Source organism: Sporosarcina sp. YIM B06819, from assembly GCF_033485175.1.
GTDB lineage: Bacteria > Bacillota > Bacilli > Bacillales_A > Planococcaceae > Sporosarcina.
This window is the reverse complement of record NZ_JAWLIQ010000011.1, coordinates 91,252-113,081: the sequence shown is the minus strand read 5'-3', so window position 1 is coordinate 113,081 and position 21,830 is coordinate 91,252. Positions and strand designations below refer to the sequence as shown.

Genomic DNA, 21,830 nt, shown 5'->3' with positions numbered 1-21,830 from the left:
TATTACGGAGGGCTAATAATTAGGTATGAGAATTGTAAATTTTGTACCTTTACCTTGTTCACTGGACACGTTAATCGTCCCGTTATGCAGAGTGACAAGCTGTTTGACGATGGATAAACCGAGTCCGAATTCTCCGTATGGATTCGTAGTCCTCGACACAATCGCCTTATAAAACCGACCCCATATTTTTTCAATATCATCCGGGTCAATGCCAATGCCGGTATCTTCAATTTCGATAATGGTCATATCATCCCGCACATAGCCGCGCAAATAGATGGATCCATTGTCGGTAAATTGAATACTGTTTTTCGTGATGTTAATCAAAATCTGGGTGAGCCGATCGTAATCGGCATGCACAATTACATCAGGTTCAACATCGACAAGGATGTGATTGTGCTTTTCAGCTGCGACACCTTCGAGCTGGTCTTTAATAATCTCTAGCAGTTCAACGAGTTGCATATCTTGTTTGAACAATGTAATTTGGTTAGAACGAATTTTTTCGTAATCCAGGTTTTCATTGACCAGGCGGATCAGTCGCATCGTTTCATTGCTGGCAAGCTGGAAGCCTTTTTCTTTTTCTGATTCCGATATCATGTCATTTCTCATGCCTTCGATAATGCCGCGAATGGTTGTTAGTGGTGTCCGTAATTCGTGGGAAACGTCTGCCATGAACTGGCGACGTCGGTTTTCCAGGCTTTGGATTTCTTCCATTGACACATTTAATTTCTCGACCATTTTGTTGAAGTCTTCAGCCAGTTCACCGATCTCATCGACATTGGCAGAAGGAATACGCACGGAGTAATCCCCTTGTGCAACAAGTGAAGTAGCTTCACGTAGCCTTTTGATGCGTTTGCCGTGGAAATTCGATAAGATCCAGCTGAGTAATAGAGCGACCGCCAATGCAAGTACCATTGTGAATAGTAGATAGGTATTCATCTGTGAAATCACTTCCCGTGAGCCTTTAATAGGGGATGTCAGCAGAATCCCGCCGACAAATTGATTGTTTTGGACATAGGGAAGCAGGACGAATGTGACGGCTTCGTTGAATCGCTTGAAGTCTTGTTTGACCGTGACGGTTTTGCCGTTTTTAATCTCCTGCCATTCATCTTCACTCAATAACCCAATGACCGGTGCTTTTAGCTCGGTTGAATAAATGATAGCAGATTGTTCATCGAATAAAATGTATTGAATGTCTCGACCGTTTAGCACATGTTCATACACTTGCAGGGTATTTGTTGAATAACGTGGATTGCGATCAAGGTCATGTAAAATTGTCTGCCCATACGTCGCGAGTTCCTCAGTTTTATTGTCATAGACAAATTGTTCGACGTAATGAGAGAACAGTACGCTTAAAATTAAGAAGGCGATAAGGATGACGCTGACATGGCTTGTCAGTTGTTGATAGAAGTATTTGATTTTCACTTAGATTCACCTATTGTTTCATCAAACCGATACCCAACACCCCATACAGTATGGAAAAAAGGCTGTCCGTCTGTGGCGATTTTTGTGCGAAGTCGCTTAATATGAACATCGACAGTACGGTCATCGCCGTAGAAATCATAGCCCCAAACATTGTCTAATAATTGCTCTCGTGAAAAGACTTGTTTCGGATGTTGGGCAAAATGGGACAGTAAATCAAATTCTTTTGGTGTTAAATTAAGGACGGGCTTGCCGTCTAATAGTACTTCGCGTGTGTTGTGATTGATTGTAAAGTGTGCAGTCTCAATGATGCCTTCTTTTTGGTGTTCAATGACTTGCTTTGGCGAATACCTGCGTGTCACGGCTTTAATGCGCGCCATCAGAGCGAGTGGACTAAAAGGTTTTGTGACATAATCGTCCGCACCCATTTCGAGTCCGAGTACTTGGTCTGACTCGCTGTCTTTCGCCGTCAACATTATAATCGGACCCGCGTATTGTTCTTGCCTTAATTTTCGGCAAATGGACACGCCATCCATTCCGGGCAGCATCCAATCGACGATTAAGCAGTCCCAATGCGCCTCACTTGCGCGGCGATAGCCTTCAAGACCATCTTTCACGAATTCCCCTTCGATGCCTTCCTTTGAAAAAAACAGTTCAATCATCGAGGAGACACTTTCATTGTCTTCAATTACTAAGATTTTCAATGGGTCGCATCTCCTTTCGTTAAATAGTAGCTATATTCAAGGTAAATTGAAAAGAGAAAATATGCAACTGGAAAGACCTTTGCTTTGGGGGGCAAAGGTCTTTGTTTAGTGATTATTCAGTAGTTGTTTTATTGCTAGTCAGTGTAACATCGATTGTTTTTAATTGCGCACCGCGGTAAACCGTAAATGTAGCGGTATCGCCAACCTTTAATTGTGAATATAAAAACTTGCGTAGTTCTGTTGGGCTAGTGATGTCAGTGCCATTGATAGCGGTGATGACGTCTTCTACTGCAAGTCCAGTCTTGCCGGCGGCTGATAATGGATCGACGCTGGCGACCATCACGCCGCCTTTTACTTCTTGCGGAAGATGTTGCAAGTACATAGGGGGTACTTGTGCCAGATCAGCAAGTCCGATACCGATGTACGGACGTTCAACTTGCCCGTGCAATGTCATTTCTTCAATAAGCGGTATGACTTCGTTACTCGGAATAGCGAAGCCGAGTCCTTCAACGCCGCTTTCAGAAATTTTCAAACTGTTAATGCCGATGACTTGCCCAGCTGAATTCAGTAGTGCACCACCGCTGTTTCCGGGGTTAATGGCCGCATCTGTTTGAATGACGTTCATTTCCCATTCGCCGGCTGATGTATGAACATTAATGGCCCGATTGACGGCGCTGACAATCCCTTGTGTTACAGTACCTGAAAAATCAAGTCCAAGTGGGTTACCGATTGCAACGACTGCATCTCCTGCACGCAACTGGTCAGAGTTGCCGAATTCGAGTACTGATTTTGCATACTTCGCATCAATGGTGAGGACCGCCAAATCGCTCAGCGCGTCTTTGCCGACAAGTTCCGCGGTTGTTTTATCTCCACTTTCTAGTGAAATTTCAAGCTTTTCTCCTCCATCGATGACGTGATTGTTGGTGACGATATAAGCTTTGTCGCCCTCAATCTTGTAAATGACACCCGAGCCTGTTCCGCTTTTCACTGCTTCCGTGTTTTGGGCGAAGCGATTGCCAGAGCTTTTGTAATTGACGATACCGACAATTGCACTGGATGCTTGCTCAACCATGTCTGCCAGTGAAGCTGGATTTTTTACGGTTGTTTGCTGCACGTTATAAGGAGTGCTAGGTGCAGTCACCGGTATTGTTCCTTGAGGGCTTGCCTGTAAAATATCGGTATTTGCGACAACGCCCAATGTTAGTACTGATCCAATGACACCCGCTCCAATGGTCGATAACAATCGTTTGGCTGATGCACTTTTTTTCTTAGGCGCTTTCACAATTTCTTGTACAGTTTCTACTTTTGTCTCTTGTACTGTTTCTAATTCATTGTCCATATGAATTCCTCCCGTATAATCTGATTACCTTTATTCTAAAAGGTAAATATGAACAAATTATTACCGGGAAGTTAACAATTGATGAAGATGTGAATGGCTTGTCGAATTACTGCGAAATAAAGTGATTGAATTATCTGATACCGTTTGATAGAGTCAAAGGGCAAGCTACTTTTTTATTTCGTTAAAAATGTAAGCGGATACATTAATTTCGGCATTGTTATGAGGGGGCATACAGTCGGAGCTTGCAGCGTATAGTAGCGGGGTGTAAAAAGTTCATCATACAAGGGGGAATGGAGAATGGTTCAAGCAGTAGAAAATCTAGTTTATGCTTTTCCGAACACTGAAGGCGCGAAGGTGAATTTCAAGAAACGTTATGACAACTTTATAGGCGGAAAATGGACAGCTCCAGTAAACGGTCAATACTTTGACAATCCGACTCCAGTAACGGGCAAGGTATTTACGCAAGTAGCCCGTTCGACTGCAGAAGATGTTGAGCTTGCACTGGATGCTGCACATGCCGCGAAAGACGATTGGGGGAAAACGTCTGTTACGGAACGCTCCAATATTTTATTGAAAATTGCCGATCGTATAGAGCAAAACCTAGAAATGCTAGCAGTTGCAGAAACGTGGGAAAATGGTAAAGCAGTCCGGGAAACGTTGAATGCGGACTTGCCGCTAGCCATTGACCATTTCCGTTATTTCGCAGGTGCAATTCGTGCTCAAGAAGGCGGAGTTAGCCAAATTGATAACGACACAGTGGCGTACCATTTCCATGAGCCGATTGGTGTTGTTGGACAAATTATTCCGTGGAACTTCCCGATTTTAATGGCAGTGTGGAAACTGGCACCGGCACTTGCGGCAGGAAACTGCGTCGTGTTGAAGCCAGCGGAACAGACACCTGCATCTATTTTGGTGTTGATGGAATTAATTGAAGACTTGCTGCCGGCAGGTGTTGTCAATATTGTAAATGGTTTCGGTTTGGAAGCAGGGAAGCCGCTTGCATCGAGCCCACGTATTGGCAAAATTGCGTTTACAGGTGAGACAACAACGGGTCGACTCATCATGCAATATGCTTCACAAACGGCCATTCCAGTTACGCTTGAGCTCGGTGGTAAATCACCAAACATCTTCTTCGAAGACATCATGGACGAAGACGATTCGTTTTTAGATAAAGCTGTCGAAGGGTTTGTACTGTTTGCTTTGAACCAAGGGGAAGTATGTACATGCCCATCACGTGCCTTAATTCAAGAATCGATTTACGATAAATTCATGGAGCGTGCACTCGAACGAGTAAAAGCGATTAAAGTGGGTAATCCGCTAGATCCGACGGTTATGATGGGCGCGCAGGCATCGACGGAACAGTTGGAGAAAATCCTGTCATACTTGGATATCGGCAAACAAGAAGGCGCAGAATGCCTAATTGGTGGGGAGCAAAATAAGCTGGAAGGCGAGTTGGAGGGCGGCTATTACGTCAAACCAACTGTCTTTAAAGGCAACAATAAAATGCGGATTTTCCAAGAAGAGATTTTTGGCCCTGTCGTGTCCGTGACAACGTTCAAAACGAAAGAAGAAGCGCTTGAAATTGCCAATGATACATTATATGGCTTAGGTTCAGGTGTGTGGACGCGTGATATGAATACAGCGTACCGCTTTGGTCGCGGTATTCAAGCAGGTCGTGTGTGGACGAACTGTTATCATGCTTATCCAGCGCATGCTGCATTCGGTGGTTACAAAGCGTCCGGCGTCGGCCGTGAAAATCACCTGATGATGTTGAACCATTATCAGCAGACGAAAAATATGCTTGTTAGTTATAGTGAAAATAAGTTAGGTTTCTTTTAACTTAATCCAGCCGGGGCTCACCCCCGGCAGAAATTCAGTTAAAGCCTCCGGCGGATGTCACAGATTTTCAAAGGAGCTTAAGAAGGCAGTCTAAGTGCGCGACGTCCTGAAAGTGCCTTAATTTCTGCGAAGAACGCAGAAATTAAGGCAAATCGAACCCTTCGCTGTTCGATTCGCAACAAGGAAGGATGTAGTTCAATCCTTCCCCACTGCATAACCTACCTCCTGTAGGCCTCAAGTTCGAAATAATCTGGACGCAAATACGCTGAGGCGTATTTGATTGGATAGGAGGAAAGTGTGGATGACTGAACGAGTGCTTGCAACGGACGCTGCACTTGAACTCATTGATTTTTTAAGAAAGAAACACGGTCCGCTTATGTTTCACCAATCGGGCGGTTGCTGTGATGGCTCGTCGCCGATGTGTTATCCAGACGGAGAACTCATTATTGGTGATCAAGACATTCTTCTTGGACAAATTGGAGGGACTCCGTTTTATATGCATAAAAACCAGTTTGAGTATTGGAAGCATACGCAGCTTATCATTGACGTCGTCGATGGCCGTGGTGGTATGTTTTCGCTCGAAGGGGTTGAAGGTAAACGCTTTTTGACAAGATCACGGGCGTTTACTGCGGACGAAAATAAGGAGTTACAGGTGTGAAAGAACAAAAGTGGCTGTCTCGTTTGGATTGACGAGATAGCCACTTTTTATTGTCTGAAAAGACGCGGACGGTGATAACGCTATGAAAGTATTAGATAAATCTTTTGCGAATGTCGGGCGATGGCAGCGTGCAAGCGTCTTCCTTTTTGCCAAACCACTTGTAGCGATTTTTCGCGAAGTAGTCGTAAAAGATGTCACGGATTGTGCTTGGTACAAGGATGAATAAGAAAAATAGATGCCATAGACCATCTAGCTTTTTGGCGATGCGCAGTGCCGCGGAGGATTTTGTAAACACTTTGCCGTTTTCGATTAACACCAAGCTATCAACATCCGCTGGTATAGCATATTGCTTTACTAGCTCCATTCCTTTGTCACTTTGCAATGAAGTGAAAAGAAAATGGGCAGCAGGGTCACGTTTAATGATAAATTGCACACTCGAATCACAAAAATTACAAACGCCGTCAAATAATACGATACGCTTCATAGGACGACCTCCCTCTATATAGGTAGTATAGCCTTGTTGGACAAATAATTACATAATATAGGCGCAAGCATTTACATTAGACAGAAAATTTAGTATAATAATAGAGAGAGTCAAGTAAGTGAGTTATTTTCCACCGCATGTAGCCACGGTTAATATGTAGAGGAGGATGATGGATATGGAACGCTTACCTATTGATCCAGTAGAGGTGGAGCTACGGCATAACCGAGATTTCATCGATTCCATGAGAATGATTGCTGAAGGCGCCCCCATTTACGAACGTTTTGAAGAAGACGAGCCAGTCGAGAAAAAATGGCGAGAACGGGGCGACTTCGGCGCAGAAGAGCTGCCACGTGACTACCAATAATCGTAATCCCCGCAGAGATGTGGGGATTTTTGTTTGGAAATAACTAGAGTGATTAAGTTGTCAGAATATTATTGACTCACTATATCACGACGTGATATAGTCGAGTTGTGACATAGTAGTATACAGAACGGATGTGATTCCGCTTGAAAATAGAAAAAGTGATTAAATCATATAGCCCGATGACGGAGACGGCATTCTATATTTTGTTGTCACTAATTGAACCACGCCATGGCTACGGGATTATTAAGCATGTGGAAGAATTAACAGAAGGACGACTGGTACTTGGATCTGGAACGATTTACGGTACGCTGACCAAAATGCAACGTGATGAAGTTATTACGGTCTACGCAGATGAAAAGCGCAAAACGATTTATGAAATTACGGATGTCGGGAAAGCACTAATGCGACATGAGATGGCACGATTAAAGGAGTTACTTGCGAATGTGATCAAGCACGAGGGGGAATTTCATTGACGATAAAAAAATGGCGACCACTTTGGAGTTATGATGTGGAAAAGACAGAGTGTTGGCTGAAAGAAATGGCGGCAAAGGGGAATAACTTGACGGATGTAAATCGAATGACAAGAATGTTTACATTTGATCAAGCGGCCGCTGAAATCGCTCACTTTCAAGTTGTCTATGACAAATCGCAGAGTGCGTTTCCTCGAAAGTTAGAAGAGGCGGGGTGGGAAGGAACACTATCGAAGAAAAAGTGGAAGTTCATGAAAAATAAATCCGAGGAAGTAAGTATTTTTCCATCACGTGAAGGCGTACTGAAAAGGAATCGAATACACTTCTATGTGTTGACTGGATTAGCTTTCTTCTATGTTATGCCACTACTTATGATGCTCATCACTCTATTGATGGTAATAAAGGGTGCTACAACAGTTGAACCTAGCCCATTTTGGTCAGTGACAGTCGTTTTTTTCGTGCAGATATTAATCGTCATGGGTCTTGCTGTTTTTATTAATCAAAAGCTAAGGGGCTTTGAGAAGAAGTTTTTTGGCGGGGCTGTGGATGTGAAGGAGTCGGTTGGTGAAACATTTACCAAATGGAAGTTTGGTTGGATGTATGCCCCAGATATACTGGAAAGCTGGTTGGCTGAAATGGCGGCGGAAGGAAATCATCTTGTCCGGGTTGGGCAACCGGGCCTCAGATTTGTCTTTGAAAAAGGTACACCAAAACGTGTATCGTATGTTTTTGATTATCAATTGAAAACAGCTCCCTCTTACTTCGATGTTCATAAAAGTGCGGGTTGGCAGCTGAAATACACTTCTCCTTATTCATTCACGAAATATTCTTTATGGGCAAAACCGTATGACGAAGGGGCTGACTATCCACGATTTACCTATGATTCTAAGGAAAAGAAAGCACAAGTTCGAAAAGTAGTGCTATCTGCAGTTACATTTTTTGTGTATTTAATTGTACTTACTTTATTTACTCTTTCGGCTAACTATTCAATGTATCAGGGAAATGGCTGGACATTGTATGGCGGGATTCTAGTAGGTTTGTTGGTCGTGGCATTTGTATTTCACCTATTAAATATGGCTCGCACGTTGAAATATGCTATTAGAATGCGAAAAGCTTAATCGCAGGTCAAAGCATTTTCTTTTCGCTCTAGTTGCTCGCCCGTTTGTCCTTCTTCTTCTGACATGTAATAGAAGGAGGAGGTGATAGTATGATGCAAAATGGACAATGGAACGCTAATCAGATGCACGGAATGTGTGGCTGCAATAAGATGCATGGAAAATGTGGTTGTAACCAGATGCGGCCAAGCAATCAGATGCAACCAATTGTGTGTCCAACGCAGTACCGATGCCACGATACGTTCGTTCGGCAGGAAGTTCCTGTTATTCATCCAATTGTCAACGTGAACCGACAACACACTGTGGTGGTGCCGCGTAATTACGTGACAGAAACGACTAGAACAGTGCCAGGTTCAACGATATTCCCTAGAGGGAATCAGCAGTTTGGTGGTCCTGGAATGGGAGGCCCTGGAATGGGTGGCCCCGGATTTGGAGGCCCCGGATTTGGAGGTCCCGGTTTTGGAGGTCCTGGTTTTGGAGGCCCTGGTTTTGGAGGTCCCGGGTTCGGAGGTCCTGGATTCGGCCGTGGATTTGGCCGCTGACGATAAAATTAGTATGTACAACTGAAAATGAGTATTTGTAATAGAAAAAGAAAGATAGGCCTTCATCAGTCATTTTTGCGACTGATGAAGGCCTCTTTGTTAGAGCAATTACGCCCAGGCGTAATTGCATCCAGATTTGGGGCCTGCACGATGCAGGTCATGCAGTGGGGAAGGATTGAACTACATCCTTCCTTGTTGCCACGAGACGTGCAGAACTTAGCCTGCGTTCTACTGTTGGTTCAAGTTAATCTACATTAAAGTATCTTGCATCTGGATGGGCAAAAACAATTGCGGACACCGATGCTTCAGGTTCCATCATGAATTCTTCCGTTAAATGGACACCGATGTCTTCTGGTTTTAACAGTTTGAATAATTTCGCTTGGTCTTCCAGGTTCGGACATGCTGGATAGCCGAATGAGAAGCGTTGTCCAGTATATTTGGCTGCAAAACGGTCGAGCATTGTAAAGTCCGTTGCATCTGGAGTGCCTAAGTGGTCGCGCATTTCTTGGTGAATTCGTTCTGCAAACCCTTCCGCAAGTTCAAGTGCAGTTGCTTGGAAAGCATGACTCTCAAGGAACTTGCCTTCCTCTTTAAACTTGTTAGCGAAATCCCGAACGCCATGTCCTGCCGTCACTTGCATGAAGCCAACATAATCCATCACGCCACTCGAAACTGGTTTCAAATAGTCAGCAAGGCAAAGGAATGGTTCTTTGCTTTGACGTGGGAATGTGAAACGCTCAATTTCTGTTTTTGCATCTTCTGGATCGTAAACAATAACATCATCTCCATCGGATTGTGCTGGGAAGAATTGATAGAGTCCAGATGCTGAGAGGTTACCTGATTCTAAAAATCCGGTGACCATTTCATGCAACTCTATTGCACGTGGCTCTTTGTTTTCTAGCATTTTATTGACATTGCCTCGTAATCCGAGGTGGTGACCGATCAATGTCCGCATGTTGACGTACGGGTAAAGATGGGAAACCGAATAATCTTTTTGAATGCGGCGACGCAAGTCCTTTGGGACTTGAACAGGCACGTCTTCACGGACTGTTTTGATAGGTCGTGGCGCAGTCTCTTCCGACTCTGGATTCGCCGCTTTTTTCGCTGCTTTAATGGCATCGTTTTCCGCGCGCTTTGCTCGTTGTTCATCCAATTCAATGAGCAATGCAGCTTTTTCATCTTTATCCTGAAGTCGATTAGCCAGTTCAAGTCCAAACATCGCATCTTTGGCATATAGCACTGGACCGTCATATTCTGCGGCAATTTTTGTGTCCGTAAATCGACGAGTAAGTGCTGCCCCACCAACCATGATCGGCAAATCAATGCCTGCTGCTTTAAAATCTTGAGCGGTGATAACCATTTGTTGTGCAGATTTAACGAGTAGTCCAGATAATCCGATAATATCGGGCTTTTCTTTGCGAATAACTTCAATCAGTGTTGAAGGAGTCACCTTAATACCGATATCGATGACTGTGAAGCCGTTATTGCTTAAGATGATTTCCACCAGGTTTTTCCCGATATCATGGACATCACCTTTAACAGTTGCCAAAACGATTTTCCCTTTGCCTGTGTCACCCTCGGCTTTGTCCATAAATTGCTCAAGAAATGCTACGGATGCTTTCATCACTCCAGCACTTTGCAGTACTTCCGCCACAATCAGTTTGTTCGTGTTGAATAAACGTCCAACCTCAGCCATTCCATCCATCAAAGGTCCGTTAATGATATCGAGGGGAGTATCATACATCTTAAGAGCAGCTTCCAAGTCAGGAATCAGGCCCTCTTTCGTTCCCTCGATTATATAATAGCTAAGGCGCTCTGGAACGGTTTTCGGAATATCATCTTCCGTTTTCTCTTTCTTCTTGCCGCGATAAAAGTTCGTGAATTCTGCAAGCGTTTCATCGGTTGTATTGAACAGTAAATCATTGGCCATGTTGATTTCTGCTTCAGGGATAGAAGCATAGCGCTCTAGTTTCTCCGTATTGACAATCGCATAGTCAAGACCTGCCTGTGTACAGTGATATAAATACACAGCATTCAACACTTCACGACCAACTGGAGGAAGACCGAATGACACGTTACTGACACCAAGAATGGTCAATGCACGTGGCATTTTTTCTTTAATGAGGCGAATGCCTTCAATGGTTTCCACGGCAGAGCCGATATATTGTTCATCACCTGTACCTACTGGGAAGACGAGTGGATCGAAAATAATATCTTCCGGTGCTAGTCCCCATTTATTGACGAGGAGATCGTAAGAACGTTGGGCTACTTCAAGTTTGCGTTCACGCGTAACCGCCATTCCTGGTTCGTCGATTGTCCCGACAACGACGGCAGCCCCGTACTTTTTGACAAGCGGCAAGACAGCATCATAGCGGTCCTCGCCATCCTCTAAATTGATGGAGTTAATGATGACTTTCCCTTGTGAATATTTCAAAGCCTCTTCAATCACTTTTTCGTCTGTGGAATCAATGACGAGCGGCACTTTTACTTTTTTGACGACTTCTTGCATGAACTTCGTGATATCTTCTAGCTCATCACGGTCTGGATTTGCTAAACAAATATCGATAACATGTGCGCCGCCTTTTACTTGGGCACGCGCAATTTCGGATGCTTCTTCAAATTTGCCATCAACAATCAGCTGTTTGAATTTCCGAGAACCGATAACGTTTGTCCGCTCGCCGATTAATAGTGGGCGCATAGAGTCATCATAAAGCAGAGGCTCAATACCTGACACAGCATGACCATGAACAGTTTCTGAACCTTGTCGAGGTTTTTTATCAGCCACTGCTTCACGAATCGCGCGGATATGTTCTGGTGTAGTTCCACAACAACCCCCTACGATATTCAACCAACCTTTATCAGCAAAACCTTGTAGTTTTTTAGAAAGTGATTCAGGTGATTCGTGGTAATGACCTTCTTCGTCTGGCAGTCCAGCATTCGGATAACAGCTGACATAGCTCGTTGCTAACTCTGACAGCGAACGCAGATGATCCGTCATGAACTCAGGTCCTGTTGCACAGTTTAGGCCAACGGAAAGTGGCTTGATATGTTCTATAGAAATGTAAAATGATTCGATGCTTTGCCCTGCAAGCGTCGTCCCCATCGGTTCAATGGTTCCAGAAATCATCACAGGCAATTCGATTCCTGTTTCCTCAAATGCGCGCTTGATGCCGAGAGTACCCGCTTTGACATTCAACATGTCTTGGCTTGTTTCCATCAGTATCAGATCGCAGCCCCCTTCGATCAACGCTTTGGCTTGTATGTAAAAGTCATGTGTTAAGCCGTCAAATGTAGCCCCCCCTGTGACGGATAATGTTTTTGTTGTGGGTCCCATTGCACCTGCGACAAAGCGAGGCCAGTCAGAAGTGGAAAAGTCTTGTGCACATTGTTTGGCAATTTGTGCTGCACGGAAATTAATTTCATGTGCGTGTTCACCTAAATCATAATCATCGAGAACGATTGGCGTTCCACCAAACGTATTTGTCGAAATGATATCTGCTCCAGCTTCCAAGTATTCACGGTGAATGCGATCCAAGACATCGGGCCTTACAATATTTAAGTACTCATTACAGCCGTCATATTCTTCGCCACCGAAATCCTCGGGAGAAAGATTAGCATTTTGCAACATAGTCCCCATCGCACCATCCATGATGAGTATTCTTTTTTGGAGCTGCTCTTCAATAACATATTTCGACATAACGAATCACTCTCTTTCTTTGTACTAATTATTTTGTTAAATCTACTTGAAAAATAAAAAAAGCCTTCCTAGAAAGAAGGCTTTACGAATATACGTAGTTGTCCCTTCTCATCTTTAGAACCACGGGGGTTCTGCTGGAATTAGCACCAGTCCTTGTCGGCAGGTTGCTGAAGCTTCATAGGGCCAGTTCCCTCTGCTTCTCTTGATAAGAATATAATATTAAGTTGGTTGAATAGTAGAAATCATCATAACGTTATAAATGGTTTCCGTCAAGCCGTCCTGGGTAGAAAGCAAGAAAGTCTATGGTAGGATAGGGATAATATGATAAACAGAAGGTGAACGAATTGAGAGCTTTTAAATATATTATTCCCGTAATGATGATTGTCGGGACGGTTAGTATCATGATGTTAAACAAGAGTCACCAAGATGTTCCACCTATGTCGCGCATTTATATTACGCTAGGTGCGATGGTTGTGAGTGGGATTATTTCTTATTTTTTATTTCCGAAAGATGAAGAAAAGAATTGATGAGAAATCGTTAGCGAGTGTGCTAACGATTTTTTAGCTTCTAGGCAGTGTATATGTTTAGCGGAATTGCTAGGGAGCAGGGCCATTTGTCTAGGTTTCATACATAAAAAGTGAAACAATTCCGTAGGTTAATCGTATAAGGAGTATGTAAAAAAATCTTTGCAATAGAAAAGAGTGTATTTAGATGATCAATTTACTTATCTTTTCAATTATTACAGGTGTTGTGTCTAGCCTAATTATTGTCCCGTTTGTGTTGAACAATAAGGAGACAAAAGTGAAGGTGACGTTTAACAGAGTTGCAGCCATTACTAGCACTGCTATTTTATGCACAGTCATCATTTTCGTCTTTTATTATGTAACGAATATGGATCGTAATTGGACGTCTTTATGGGGGCCGCTACTCGTGGTCACTTTGTTGGGGGCAATTGTGGCAGGGAGTAAGGATCGCAGATTGAAGATTGTTTTATTGTTGGGAGCAATCGCTTTCGGGGCATATATCTTAAGTGCACCTTTATTCAACGCGAATCAGAAATACAAGGCGGTTGAAATGGAACAACAGGTGGAAATCAAAGCGTTTGATGAAACCAAAACGCCTGCAAGCGTACCGCCGAAGTTTGCGCGCAACAAGATGAAGAAGGCGTTCGTTCAAGTTCCGAATCCAAGTTATTATGAACTCGGCAATTTACAAATTCAAAAAGTTGGCGATGATTTTGTCTACATCGCACCTGTTGAATTTTCGAGTCTTTTCAAGTGGTGGGCTGGTAAAACGACACCAGGCTACTTCACAATGAGTGCGACTGACTCGGCAGACAATCCGAAATTCGTGAAGGCTGAAATGGCTTATACGCCGTCGTCTTTTTTCCATAAGCAAGTGGAGCGTCATATACGGATGGAAATGCCGAGTCTTATTTTCTATGGCGATGTTCAGTTAGAAATTAATGATGAGGGGAAACCATATTATATCCGCTCATATGGGAACTTTATTACGGCACGTGACGGCTTTGATGTTCAAGGGATTGTAGTGGTCGACCCGGAGTCAGGTGATGTAAAGCAATATGCAATTGCAGATGTACCTGCATTTATCGATGGTGCCGTTTCTCCTGAGGCAGTTAGTTTGCAGAATAGTTATTTTGGTAATTACGTACACGGATTCTGGAATTCTGTATTTGGGAAAAAAGATGTGAAATTACCATCGGATGAAGGGACCGAATCGAATGTAAGTCCGATTTTTGACGAGAACGGTCATATGTATTATTTCACTGATTTCACAAGTCCGAAAGAAGGTATTGATTCGATGCTTGGTTATGCCTTGACTGATGGACGAACAGGTGAAGCAACGTATTATACGGGCAATCTGGAAGAAGCGTATATGGATTCACAAGGTGCTCTTCAGATTATTGAAAAGAAATTTATCGAAAAGAAATGGTCTGGTGAAATGCCAGTATTGTACAACTTTTACGGGGAAGCAAGTTGGTTAACGCCGGTGCTTGATTCAAACGGATTCTTGCAAAATTACTTCATCGTATCGGCTGCAAATCCGGAAATATCGGTGTATGGAAATTCTCCAAATGAAGCATTGAAATTGTACAAAGCGGCACTTCAACGCGGAGGCAATACTGTCGATGGTAATTCTAGCGCTGAAGAGGCGCAAGTAGCAGTGACTGTCGTACGTGTTTTTAAGGAACGCATCGGCGACTTTACGCTCGTCTCGTTTTTGGCTACTGATGGACGAAACTTCAGCGTATCCTCTGAAACTGCGCTGCTTTCCATTTATATCCAAGAAGGTGATCAGTTGATGATTACGTATCTAGAGACGGGTGAACTGTTTTTGCCAGTGAAGAAATTGACGAATAATAGTATGAAGTAATGATTAACGGAGTACAGGGGAATTCCTCGCGTACTCCGTTTTTTATTTGATGACTAAATATTACTCATTCATGACGATACTATCGAAGCGTAGTGCTTTTAACTTTATTCAGCAGAAGTTCAAGCCCTAGACAAAAATGCGCTGAGGCGCATTTTATTTGCAGATTAAACAGAATGTCATGTACAATTAAGTCAAAGATAGTCAAAGTCAACGGCTTATCACCCGGTATGAAAGAGGTGAAAACATGAGAAATATTTCTGATATTATAGAAGGTTATTTGAAGGCAATCATCGAAGAAGAACAAAAAGGCATAATTGAAATTAAGCGCAGTGAAGTTGCTGAGAAGTTCCAATGTGTTCCTTCGCAAATCAATTACGTCATTAAAACCCGTTTTACAGCAGAACGCGGCTATGCAGTTGAATCGAAGCGTGGTGGCGGTGGCTATATCCGTATTTTTCGTGTGCAGACCAATTCGCGTAAGGAATTGATCGAACATATTTTAGAAGGTATTCGCACAGGAGTCTCCTTTACGATGGCTGAGGATGTTATTTATAGGCTGATGGAGGAGGAAGTCATATCGGAAAGAGAATCGAAGCTTATTCTAGCTGCTATCGATCGTACAACACTTTATCAGCCGCTCCCGGAACGCGATATCCTGCGCGCGCGGATTTTACAGGCGATGCTCGTAACGCTCATATATGAGCAGCTAGACTGACTGTCAATCTAACTACAACGAGGTGATTTTTGTGATATGTGAAAATTGTAAAGAACGGCCGGCCTCCGTCATTATTACTCAAGAAAGCATGGCGGGGTCGGCCGAGCGTCATTTATGTGATAAATGTGCTTTTCATGCACAGACATTCCACTTTAATCCGAATCAGGAACCGTTGTCCATCCAGCAGTTTCTATCCCACTGGTTTAGCGGGACGGATCCATTTCAGGCGCAGCAACAAACGCGCGGAGAATCGCAAATAGGGCTGGAGTGTCCTTCATGTGGTTTGACATTTCAAAAGTTTCTCGATATCGGAAAGTTTGGTTGCGCCACGTGTTACGACACATTTCGTGGGAAATTGCCGCATGTGTTAAGAAAACTTCACAATGGTCATTCAATCCACGGAGGAAAAGTTCCGGTGTCTTTCAATGAATTGTATGCTATTAAAAAGAAAATCGAAGAAATTCGCATGAAGATGAAAGTGGCAATTGAAGCCGAGCATTTTGAAGAAGCTGCAGCTTTACGTGACGAGGCGAATACACTAAAGCAACACCTTGCCCATGGAGGTGGAAATAGCGATGTCGATTGAAAAGTTTATGCGTAATGCAGTGACAGGCTGGATGACAACTCATGGTGAGCATTCTGACATTGTTATGTCGACACGAATCCGCTTGGCGCGCAATCTAACAGGCTATCATTTCCCAATTGCATTCACGGAAGAAGACGCACTGGCGGTTGACAAAGCCGTTGCGGGTGTCCTGCTGGATATTGGTGAAAGTGAGTATTCCTATACTAAAATGGCTGAACTCCCTGCACTTGAACGTCAAGTCCTTGTAGAGAAGCACTTAATTAGCCCGCATTTGGCTAATCCCGATCGTCAAGGCGCGGTCATTTTATCGGAAGACGAAACAATAAGTGTCATGGTGAATGAAGAAGATCATATTCGTATCCAATGTATTTACCCGGGGCTTCAGCTTGAGGATGCCTACAATCAGGCGAATGTGGTAGATGATCATTTGGAAAAAGAACTTCCTTATGCATTTGATGAGGATTTTGGCTATTTGACAAGCTGTCCATCGAATACGGGAACAGGCATGCGGGCATCGGTCATGATGCATTTACCGGCGTTGACGATGACGAAGCAAATTGACCGTATTATTCCGGCAATTTCAAGGCTCGGTATGGTTGTTCGTGGTAGCTATGGTGAAGGAAGCGAGGCGCCGGGTAATGTTTACCAAGTGTCTAATCAGACAACACTAGGGAAAACAGAACAGGAGATTCTCGTTGATTTGGGGAATATCACATCACGCTTAATCGCGCATGAACGCAATGCACGTGAATTGCTATTGGCTAAATCAAGGATTGCGCTTGAGAATAGGCTTTTCCGTTCACTCGGTACGATTAGCTATGCTCGTTTGTTGCCGTCAGGAGAAGCAGCGCGTTGTTTGTCAGATGTTCGATTGGGTATTGATATGGGTATCATTGAGGATATTGATATGTCCATTTTGAATGAACTCATGATTTTTATGCAGCCTGGCTTTTTACAAAAATATGCCGATGTGGAATTATCCCAAGAAGAACGGGATATATTTAGAGCGAAACTATTCAGAGAACGACTCCATGCAGAGCGTACATCAGCTTCAGTAGAAAAAAGTGGGGAAGAGTGAGCAGGTGTTTTGCACATGTCCAACCACTTTAGTATAGTAAGGTCAAATATGGTCAAAGTCAATTTTTATAATAAAGGAGTTCTTATCTGTTCAGTGGAATACGTATAAATAGGGGGAGATTTTCGAGCAAGCTCGAAAAATTCTGGACGCAATTACGCGAAGGCGTAATTGATAAACCCTTTCGGCGGATGAGTTAACGGGTTGATCATACAGATAGAAGGAGAGGACTGAATATGATGTTTAATCGATTTACACAGCGTGCGCAAAAAGTGTTGCAACTTGCCCAAGAAGAGGCGATTCGTATGAAACACGAATCCATCGGGACAGAGCATATTTTGCTTGGACTTATACGGGAAGGCGGAGGCATTGCGGCAAAAGCGCTTGAAGCGATTGATGTTAGCTTTGAAACGATCGAACAAGGTGTGGAAAAACTTGTCGGTGCTGGGACAAAGGATGTCGGTCCAATCGTTCATTATACGCCGAGGGCTAAAAAGGTCATTGAATTATCAGTAGATGAGTCACGTAAGCTGGGTCATTCTTATATCGGTACGGAGCATATTTTACTTGCACTTATTCGCGAAGGTGAAGGGGTTGCAGCGCGTGTTTTAAACAATGCGGGAGTCAGCTTGAACAAAGCACGTCAACAAGTGCTACAGTTGTTAGGTAGCAACGACAGTACGACGGGGAGTCAAGGTGTTACGAATTCTGCATCGACGCCAACGTTGGATAGCTTGGCGCGTGATTTAACAGAAATCGCGCGTGAGGGTACGCTTGATCCGGTCATTGGTCGAAGTAAAGAAATAACACGTGTCATTGAGGTGTTGGCACGCCGTACAAAAAACAATCCTGTGCTTATTGGAGAACCGGGTGTTGGGAAAACGGCTATTGCAGAAGGTCTGGCGCAACAAGTTGTTAATAATGAAGTACCGGAAATTCTTCGTGACAAACGAGTTATGACTCTTGATATGGGAACAGTTGTTGCGGGTACGAAATACCGTGGCGAATTTGAAGATCGTATGAAAAAAGTAATGGAAGAGATTCGACAAGCCGGCAATATCATTCTGTTCATCGATGAGCTGCATACGCTTATTGGCGCGGGTGGAGCTGAAGGTGCAATCGATGCATCTAATATTTTGAAGCCTTCCTTAGCACGGGGTGAATTGCAATGTATCGGTGCGACAACGCTTGACGAATACCGAAAATATATTGAAAAAGATGCTGCGCTTGAAAGACGTTTCCAACCGATTCAAGTTGATGAGCCAACTGTGGAAGAAACAATTCAAATTATTTACGGATTGCGTGACCGTTACGAAGCGCATCATCGCGTGAAAATTACGGATGCAGCAGTTGAAGCGGCGGCAAAAATGTCAGACCGCTACATTTCTGATAGATTTCTTCCGGACAAAGCGATTGATTTGATTGATGAAGCAGGTTCGAAAGTACGCCTTCGTTCTTATACAACCCCACCGAATTTGAAAGAGCTTGAATTGAAGTTGGAAGCGATTCGATCTGAAAAGAATGCAGCTGTCCAAAGTCAAGAGTTTGAAAAAGCCGCTTCTTTCCGTGACAAGGAACAGAAGATGAAAGAAGAGCTGGAAACGACGAAAACGGCTTGGAAAGAAAAACAAGGGCAAACAGAGTCGGAAGTGACAGTCAACGAAATTGCAGAAGTTGTGGCAATGTGGACGGGAATTCCGGTTTCTAAAATTGCTGAAACAGAAACGGCGAAATTGCTCAATATGGAAGAAGTGCTGCACGAACGTGTCATTGGTCAATCGGAGGCTGTAACGGCTATTTCCCGGGCAATACGTCGGGCGCGTGCTGGCTTAAAAGATCCGAAACGTCCAATTGGGTCGTTCATTTTCCTAGGACCTACGGGTGTCGGGAAAACAGAATTGGCAAGGGCGCTAGCAGAAGTGATGTTTGGTGATGAAGATGCGATGATTCGCGTCGACATGTCTGAGTATATGGAAAAGCACTCTACATCACGTCTCGTTGGCTCGCCTCCTGGCTATGTCGGCTATGACGAAGGCGGTCAGTTGACGGAAAAAGTTCGTCGCAAACCGTACTCTGTTGTACTGCTCGATGAAATTGAAAAAGCGCATCCGGATGTTTTTAATATTCTTCTGCAAGTATTGGAAGATGGTCGATTGACAGATTCAAAAGGGCGCACAGTCGATTTCCGCAATACGGTTGTCATTATGACATCTAACGTAGGTGCGCAGGCATTGAAGAAAAATCGTTATGTGGGCTTTAATCTGCAAGATACGAGTCGCGATTATGAAGGTATGAAAGAGACGATGCTTGGCGAGTTGAAGAAAGCATTCCGACCGGAGTTCTTAAACCGTGTGGATGAAATGATTGTGTTCCATTCGCTGGAAAAAGAGCATTTACGTAAAATAGTTACACTGATGTCCACTGAATTAACGAAGCGTCTAGGTGAACAAGATATTGAACTGGTGTTAACGGATGAGGCGAAATTGAAAATTGTAGATGCGGGATATGACCCTGAATATGGTGCTCGTCCACTGCGTCGTGCCCTTCAGAAACATGTTGAAGATAGATTATCTGAAGAACTCCTGAAAGGGACTGTTTTGACAGGTGGAAAAGTGCTCGTTGATGTGGAAGATGGTGAATTTACCGTCCAGACAGTTACAGAGGAGCAGAAAGAACAAGTTGTACTGGAAAAATAAAGAGCGAACCGGATAGTCCATCCGTCGAAAATATTTTTCGACGGAATTGGACTGTCCTTTTCATCTTCATTCATCCGAAGTTCAAACTTCAGATGAATAAAGATGAAGCCTCCGGCGGATGTCACAGATTTTTAAAGGAGTGAGAAGGCAACCAAAGAGCGCCGCGTCCTGCGGCAATGGTTGCATACCCGCATCCTGCGGGCACTTGCTCGATTCAAAATCTGGACGCAATTACGCCGAGGCATAATTGATATATACGGAGGATTTTATGGCGAAAAGAAAGACGAAGTTCATGTGTAAATCCTGTGGCTATGAATCGCCGAAGTGGATGGGGCGCTGTCCGGGATGTGGCGAATGGAATACGATGGACGAAGAAGTTGAAATCGTTCAAAAAGGTCCGCGTGGTGCTTTCCAGCATACAGACAACATCCGGCAGAAGGCTTTGCCAATTAGTGCGATTGAAACGGTAGAAGAACCACGGATTGATACGGATTTAGAAGAGTTAAACCGAGTACTTGGCGGTGGGGTTGTTCCGGGATCGCTCGTCCTTATTGGTGGTGACCCGGGAATTGGTAAGTCAACGCTGTTACTTCAAGTGTCATCACTGCTTGCCAATAAAGGTCAGCGTGTGCTGTATATTTCGGGTGAGGAATCGATTCGTCAAACGAAGCTCCGTGCAGAGCGGCTTGGTGTAGCATCAGACGAACTTTATATTTATGCGGAAACGGATTTGAGCCAAATCCATGAAACGATTGCCAGTGTGGAACCTCAGTTTGTCATTGTTGACTCTATTCAAACAGTTCATCATCCTGAAGTGACTTCAGCGCCGGGAAGTGTATCGCAAGTACGTGAGTGTACAGCGGAATTGATGCGTATCGCCAAGACAAAGAATATTGCTATTTTCCTTGTTGGGCATGTCACGAAGGATGGGCAAATTGCAGGACCAAGATTGCTTGAACATATGGTGGATACCGTCCTTTATTTTGAGGGAGAAAGGCACCACACATACCGGATTTTGCGTAGTGTGAAAAATCGATTTGGCTCAACGAATGAAATTGCTATTTTTGAAATGTTGCAGTCGGGTTTAAAAGAGGTGTTAAATCCTTCTGAACTGTTTTTGCAGGAAAGATCACAGGGAGGGGCCGGCTCAACGGTCGTCGCATCTATGGAAGGTACACGTCCAATTCTAGTAGAGATTCAAGCGCTTGTGACTCCATCGAGCTTCAACTATCCGAAGCGAATGGCGACGGGGCTTGACCAAAATCGTGTGTCACTGCTCATGGCTGTGCTGGAGAAACGGATGGGCATGTTACTGCAGGCGCAGGATGCTTATATTAAAGTGGCTGGCGGAGTGAAGTTAGATGAGCCTGCTATCGACTTAGCTGTGCTGATGAGTATCGTCTCAAGTTATAAAGATACAGCGGCTGGCTTGTCCGATTGTTTTATTGGAGAAGTTGGACTAACGGGTGAAGTGCGTCGTGTTTCTCGAATTGAACAACGTGTAACGGAGGCGGCAAAGTTAGGTTTTGAACGAGTGATTATTCCCGCCTCAAATCTAGGTGGCTGGGATTATCCAAAAGGCATTCAAGTAGTAGGTGTTGAAACTGTTGGCGAAGCCTTAAAGCTTACTTTTTCAAACTAACGGCGTGTGGGATTGTCGTGAAGGCAGTCCTGTCTCTGTTGTGAGTAAATGGCAGAGTACTAAAGAAACTTTGATGCATACTGTGGAGTCT

19 protein-coding genes and 1 riboswitch are annotated in these 21,830 nt (G+C 43.9%); of the genes, 13 read left to right on the top strand and 6 right to left on the bottom strand.

Annotated elements, in window-relative coordinates; all coding sequences use genetic code 11:
- Positions 1-12: 12 nt before the first annotated feature.
- The 3 genes from R2B72_RS09255 to R2B72_RS09245 form a co-directional block, all read right to left on the bottom strand.
- Positions 13-1,422 (bottom strand): HAMP domain-containing sensor histidine kinase, encoded by a 1,410-nt coding sequence (locus R2B72_RS09255; protein WP_318616195.1) that lies wholly within the window; start codon positions 1,420-1,422, stop codon positions 13-15.
- Positions 1,419-2,123, bottom strand: a complete 705-nt coding sequence (locus tag R2B72_RS09250) for a response regulator transcription factor (protein WP_318616194.1) — start codon at positions 2,121-2,123, stop codon at positions 1,419-1,421. The genes R2B72_RS09255 and R2B72_RS09250 overlap by 4 nt, the downstream gene beginning before the upstream one ends.
- 112 nt (positions 2,124-2,235) lie before the next feature.
- Entirely contained in the window at positions 2,236-3,462 is a 1,227-nt protein-coding gene (locus R2B72_RS09245; RefSeq protein ID WP_318616193.1) for a S1C family serine protease, read from the bottom strand.
- 297 nt (positions 3,463-3,759) lie between these two features.
- Here R2B72_RS09245 and adh point away from each other — a divergent pair, with 297 nt between their 5' ends.
- On the top strand, positions 3,760-5,301 hold the full coding sequence (gene adh, locus R2B72_RS09240; protein ID WP_318616192.1) for an aldehyde dehydrogenase: 1,542 nt from the start codon (positions 3,760-3,762) through the stop codon (positions 5,299-5,301).
- A gap of 77 nt (positions 5,302-5,378) precedes the next feature.
- On the opposite strand, the gene R2B72_RS09235 is transcribed toward adh, so the two are convergent.
- Positions 5,379-5,516, bottom strand: a complete 138-nt coding sequence (locus tag R2B72_RS09235; RefSeq protein ID WP_318616191.1) for a hypothetical protein — start codon at positions 5,514-5,516, stop codon at positions 5,379-5,381.
- A gap of 86 nt (positions 5,517-5,602) precedes the next feature.
- Between R2B72_RS09235 and R2B72_RS09230 the strand changes: the two genes are divergently transcribed.
- The gene (locus R2B72_RS09230) at positions 5,603-5,959 is read left to right on the top strand and encodes a DUF779 domain-containing protein (RefSeq protein WP_318616189.1); all 357 of its coding nucleotides are present in this window, start codon (positions 5,603-5,605) and stop codon (positions 5,957-5,959) included.
- A 91-nt stretch (positions 5,960-6,050) separates the two neighbouring features.
- Here the strand turns inward: R2B72_RS09230 and R2B72_RS09225 are convergent, their stop codons facing one another.
- Complete coding sequence (locus tag R2B72_RS09225) at positions 6,051-6,443, bottom strand: thiol-disulfide oxidoreductase DCC family protein (protein ID WP_318616188.1); 393 nt, start codon at positions 6,441-6,443, stop codon at positions 6,051-6,053.
- A 175-nt stretch (positions 6,444-6,618) separates the two neighbouring features.
- Between R2B72_RS09225 and R2B72_RS09220 the strand changes: the two genes are divergently transcribed.
- The 4 genes from R2B72_RS09220 to R2B72_RS09205 all read left to right on the top strand — a co-directional run bounded on the left by R2B72_RS09220 (position 6,619) and on the right by R2B72_RS09205 (position 8,934).
- Positions 6,619-6,807 carry a hypothetical protein gene (locus tag R2B72_RS09220; protein ID WP_318616187.1) on the top strand — a complete coding sequence of 63 codons (189 nt, stop codon included), beginning with the start codon at positions 6,619-6,621 and terminating at the stop codon, positions 6,805-6,807.
- Between the two features lie 143 nt (positions 6,808-6,950).
- Complete coding sequence (locus R2B72_RS09215) at positions 6,951-7,280, top strand: PadR family transcriptional regulator (protein ID WP_318616186.1); 330 nt, start codon at positions 6,951-6,953, stop codon at positions 7,278-7,280.
- The gene (locus R2B72_RS09210) at positions 7,277-8,395 is read left to right on the top strand and encodes a DUF2812 domain-containing protein (protein ID WP_318616185.1); all 1,119 of its coding nucleotides are present in this window, start codon (positions 7,277-7,279) and stop codon (positions 8,393-8,395) included. The genes R2B72_RS09215 and R2B72_RS09210 overlap by 4 nt, the downstream gene beginning before the upstream one ends.
- Positions 8,396-8,484: 89 nt before the next feature.
- On the top strand, positions 8,485-8,934 hold the full coding sequence (locus R2B72_RS09205; RefSeq protein WP_318616184.1) for a spore coat protein: 450 nt from the start codon (positions 8,485-8,487) through the stop codon (positions 8,932-8,934).
- A 244-nt stretch (positions 8,935-9,178) separates the two neighbouring features.
- Here R2B72_RS09205 and metH read toward each other — a convergent pair whose 3' ends face one another.
- Positions 9,179-12,631, bottom strand: a complete 3,453-nt coding sequence (gene metH / locus R2B72_RS09200) for a methionine synthase (protein ID WP_318616183.1) — start codon at positions 12,629-12,631, stop codon at positions 9,179-9,181.
- 105 nt (positions 12,632-12,736) lie between these two features.
- Positions 12,737-12,843: riboswitch (SAM riboswitch) on the bottom strand.
- 132 nt (positions 12,844-12,975) lie between these two features.
- Here metH and R2B72_RS09195 point away from each other — a divergent pair.
- From R2B72_RS09195 to radA, 7 genes are all read left to right on the top strand, one after another.
- Positions 12,976-13,158 (top strand): histidine kinase, encoded by a 183-nt coding sequence (locus R2B72_RS09195; RefSeq protein WP_318616182.1) that lies wholly within the window; start codon positions 12,976-12,978, stop codon positions 13,156-13,158.
- A gap of 184 nt (positions 13,159-13,342) precedes the next feature.
- Positions 13,343-15,025: a hypothetical protein gene (locus R2B72_RS09190; protein ID WP_318616181.1), complete on the top strand. Its 1,683-nt coding sequence runs from the start codon at positions 13,343-13,345 to the stop codon at positions 15,023-15,025.
- A 244-nt stretch (positions 15,026-15,269) separates the two neighbouring features.
- Positions 15,270-15,740, top strand: a complete 471-nt coding sequence (locus tag R2B72_RS09185; RefSeq protein ID WP_318616180.1) for a CtsR family transcriptional regulator — start codon at positions 15,270-15,272, stop codon at positions 15,738-15,740.
- A 31-nt stretch (positions 15,741-15,771) separates the two neighbouring features.
- Positions 15,772-16,326, top strand: a complete 555-nt coding sequence (locus tag R2B72_RS09180) for a UvrB/UvrC motif-containing protein (RefSeq protein ID WP_318616179.1) — start codon at positions 15,772-15,774, stop codon at positions 16,324-16,326.
- Entirely contained in the window at positions 16,316-17,404 is a 1,089-nt protein-coding gene (locus R2B72_RS09175) for a protein arginine kinase (protein ID WP_318616178.1), read from the top strand. The genes R2B72_RS09180 and R2B72_RS09175 overlap by 11 nt, the downstream gene beginning before the upstream one ends.
- Positions 17,405-17,637: 233 nt before the next feature.
- On the top strand, positions 17,638-20,097 hold the full coding sequence (locus tag R2B72_RS09170) for an ATP-dependent Clp protease ATP-binding subunit (protein ID WP_318616177.1): 2,460 nt from the start codon (positions 17,638-17,640) through the stop codon (positions 20,095-20,097).
- A 268-nt stretch (positions 20,098-20,365) separates the two neighbouring features.
- Entirely contained in the window at positions 20,366-21,739 is a 1,374-nt protein-coding gene (gene radA, locus R2B72_RS09165) for a DNA repair protein RadA (RefSeq protein WP_318616176.1), read from the top strand.
- Positions 21,740-21,830 lie beyond the last annotated feature (91 nt).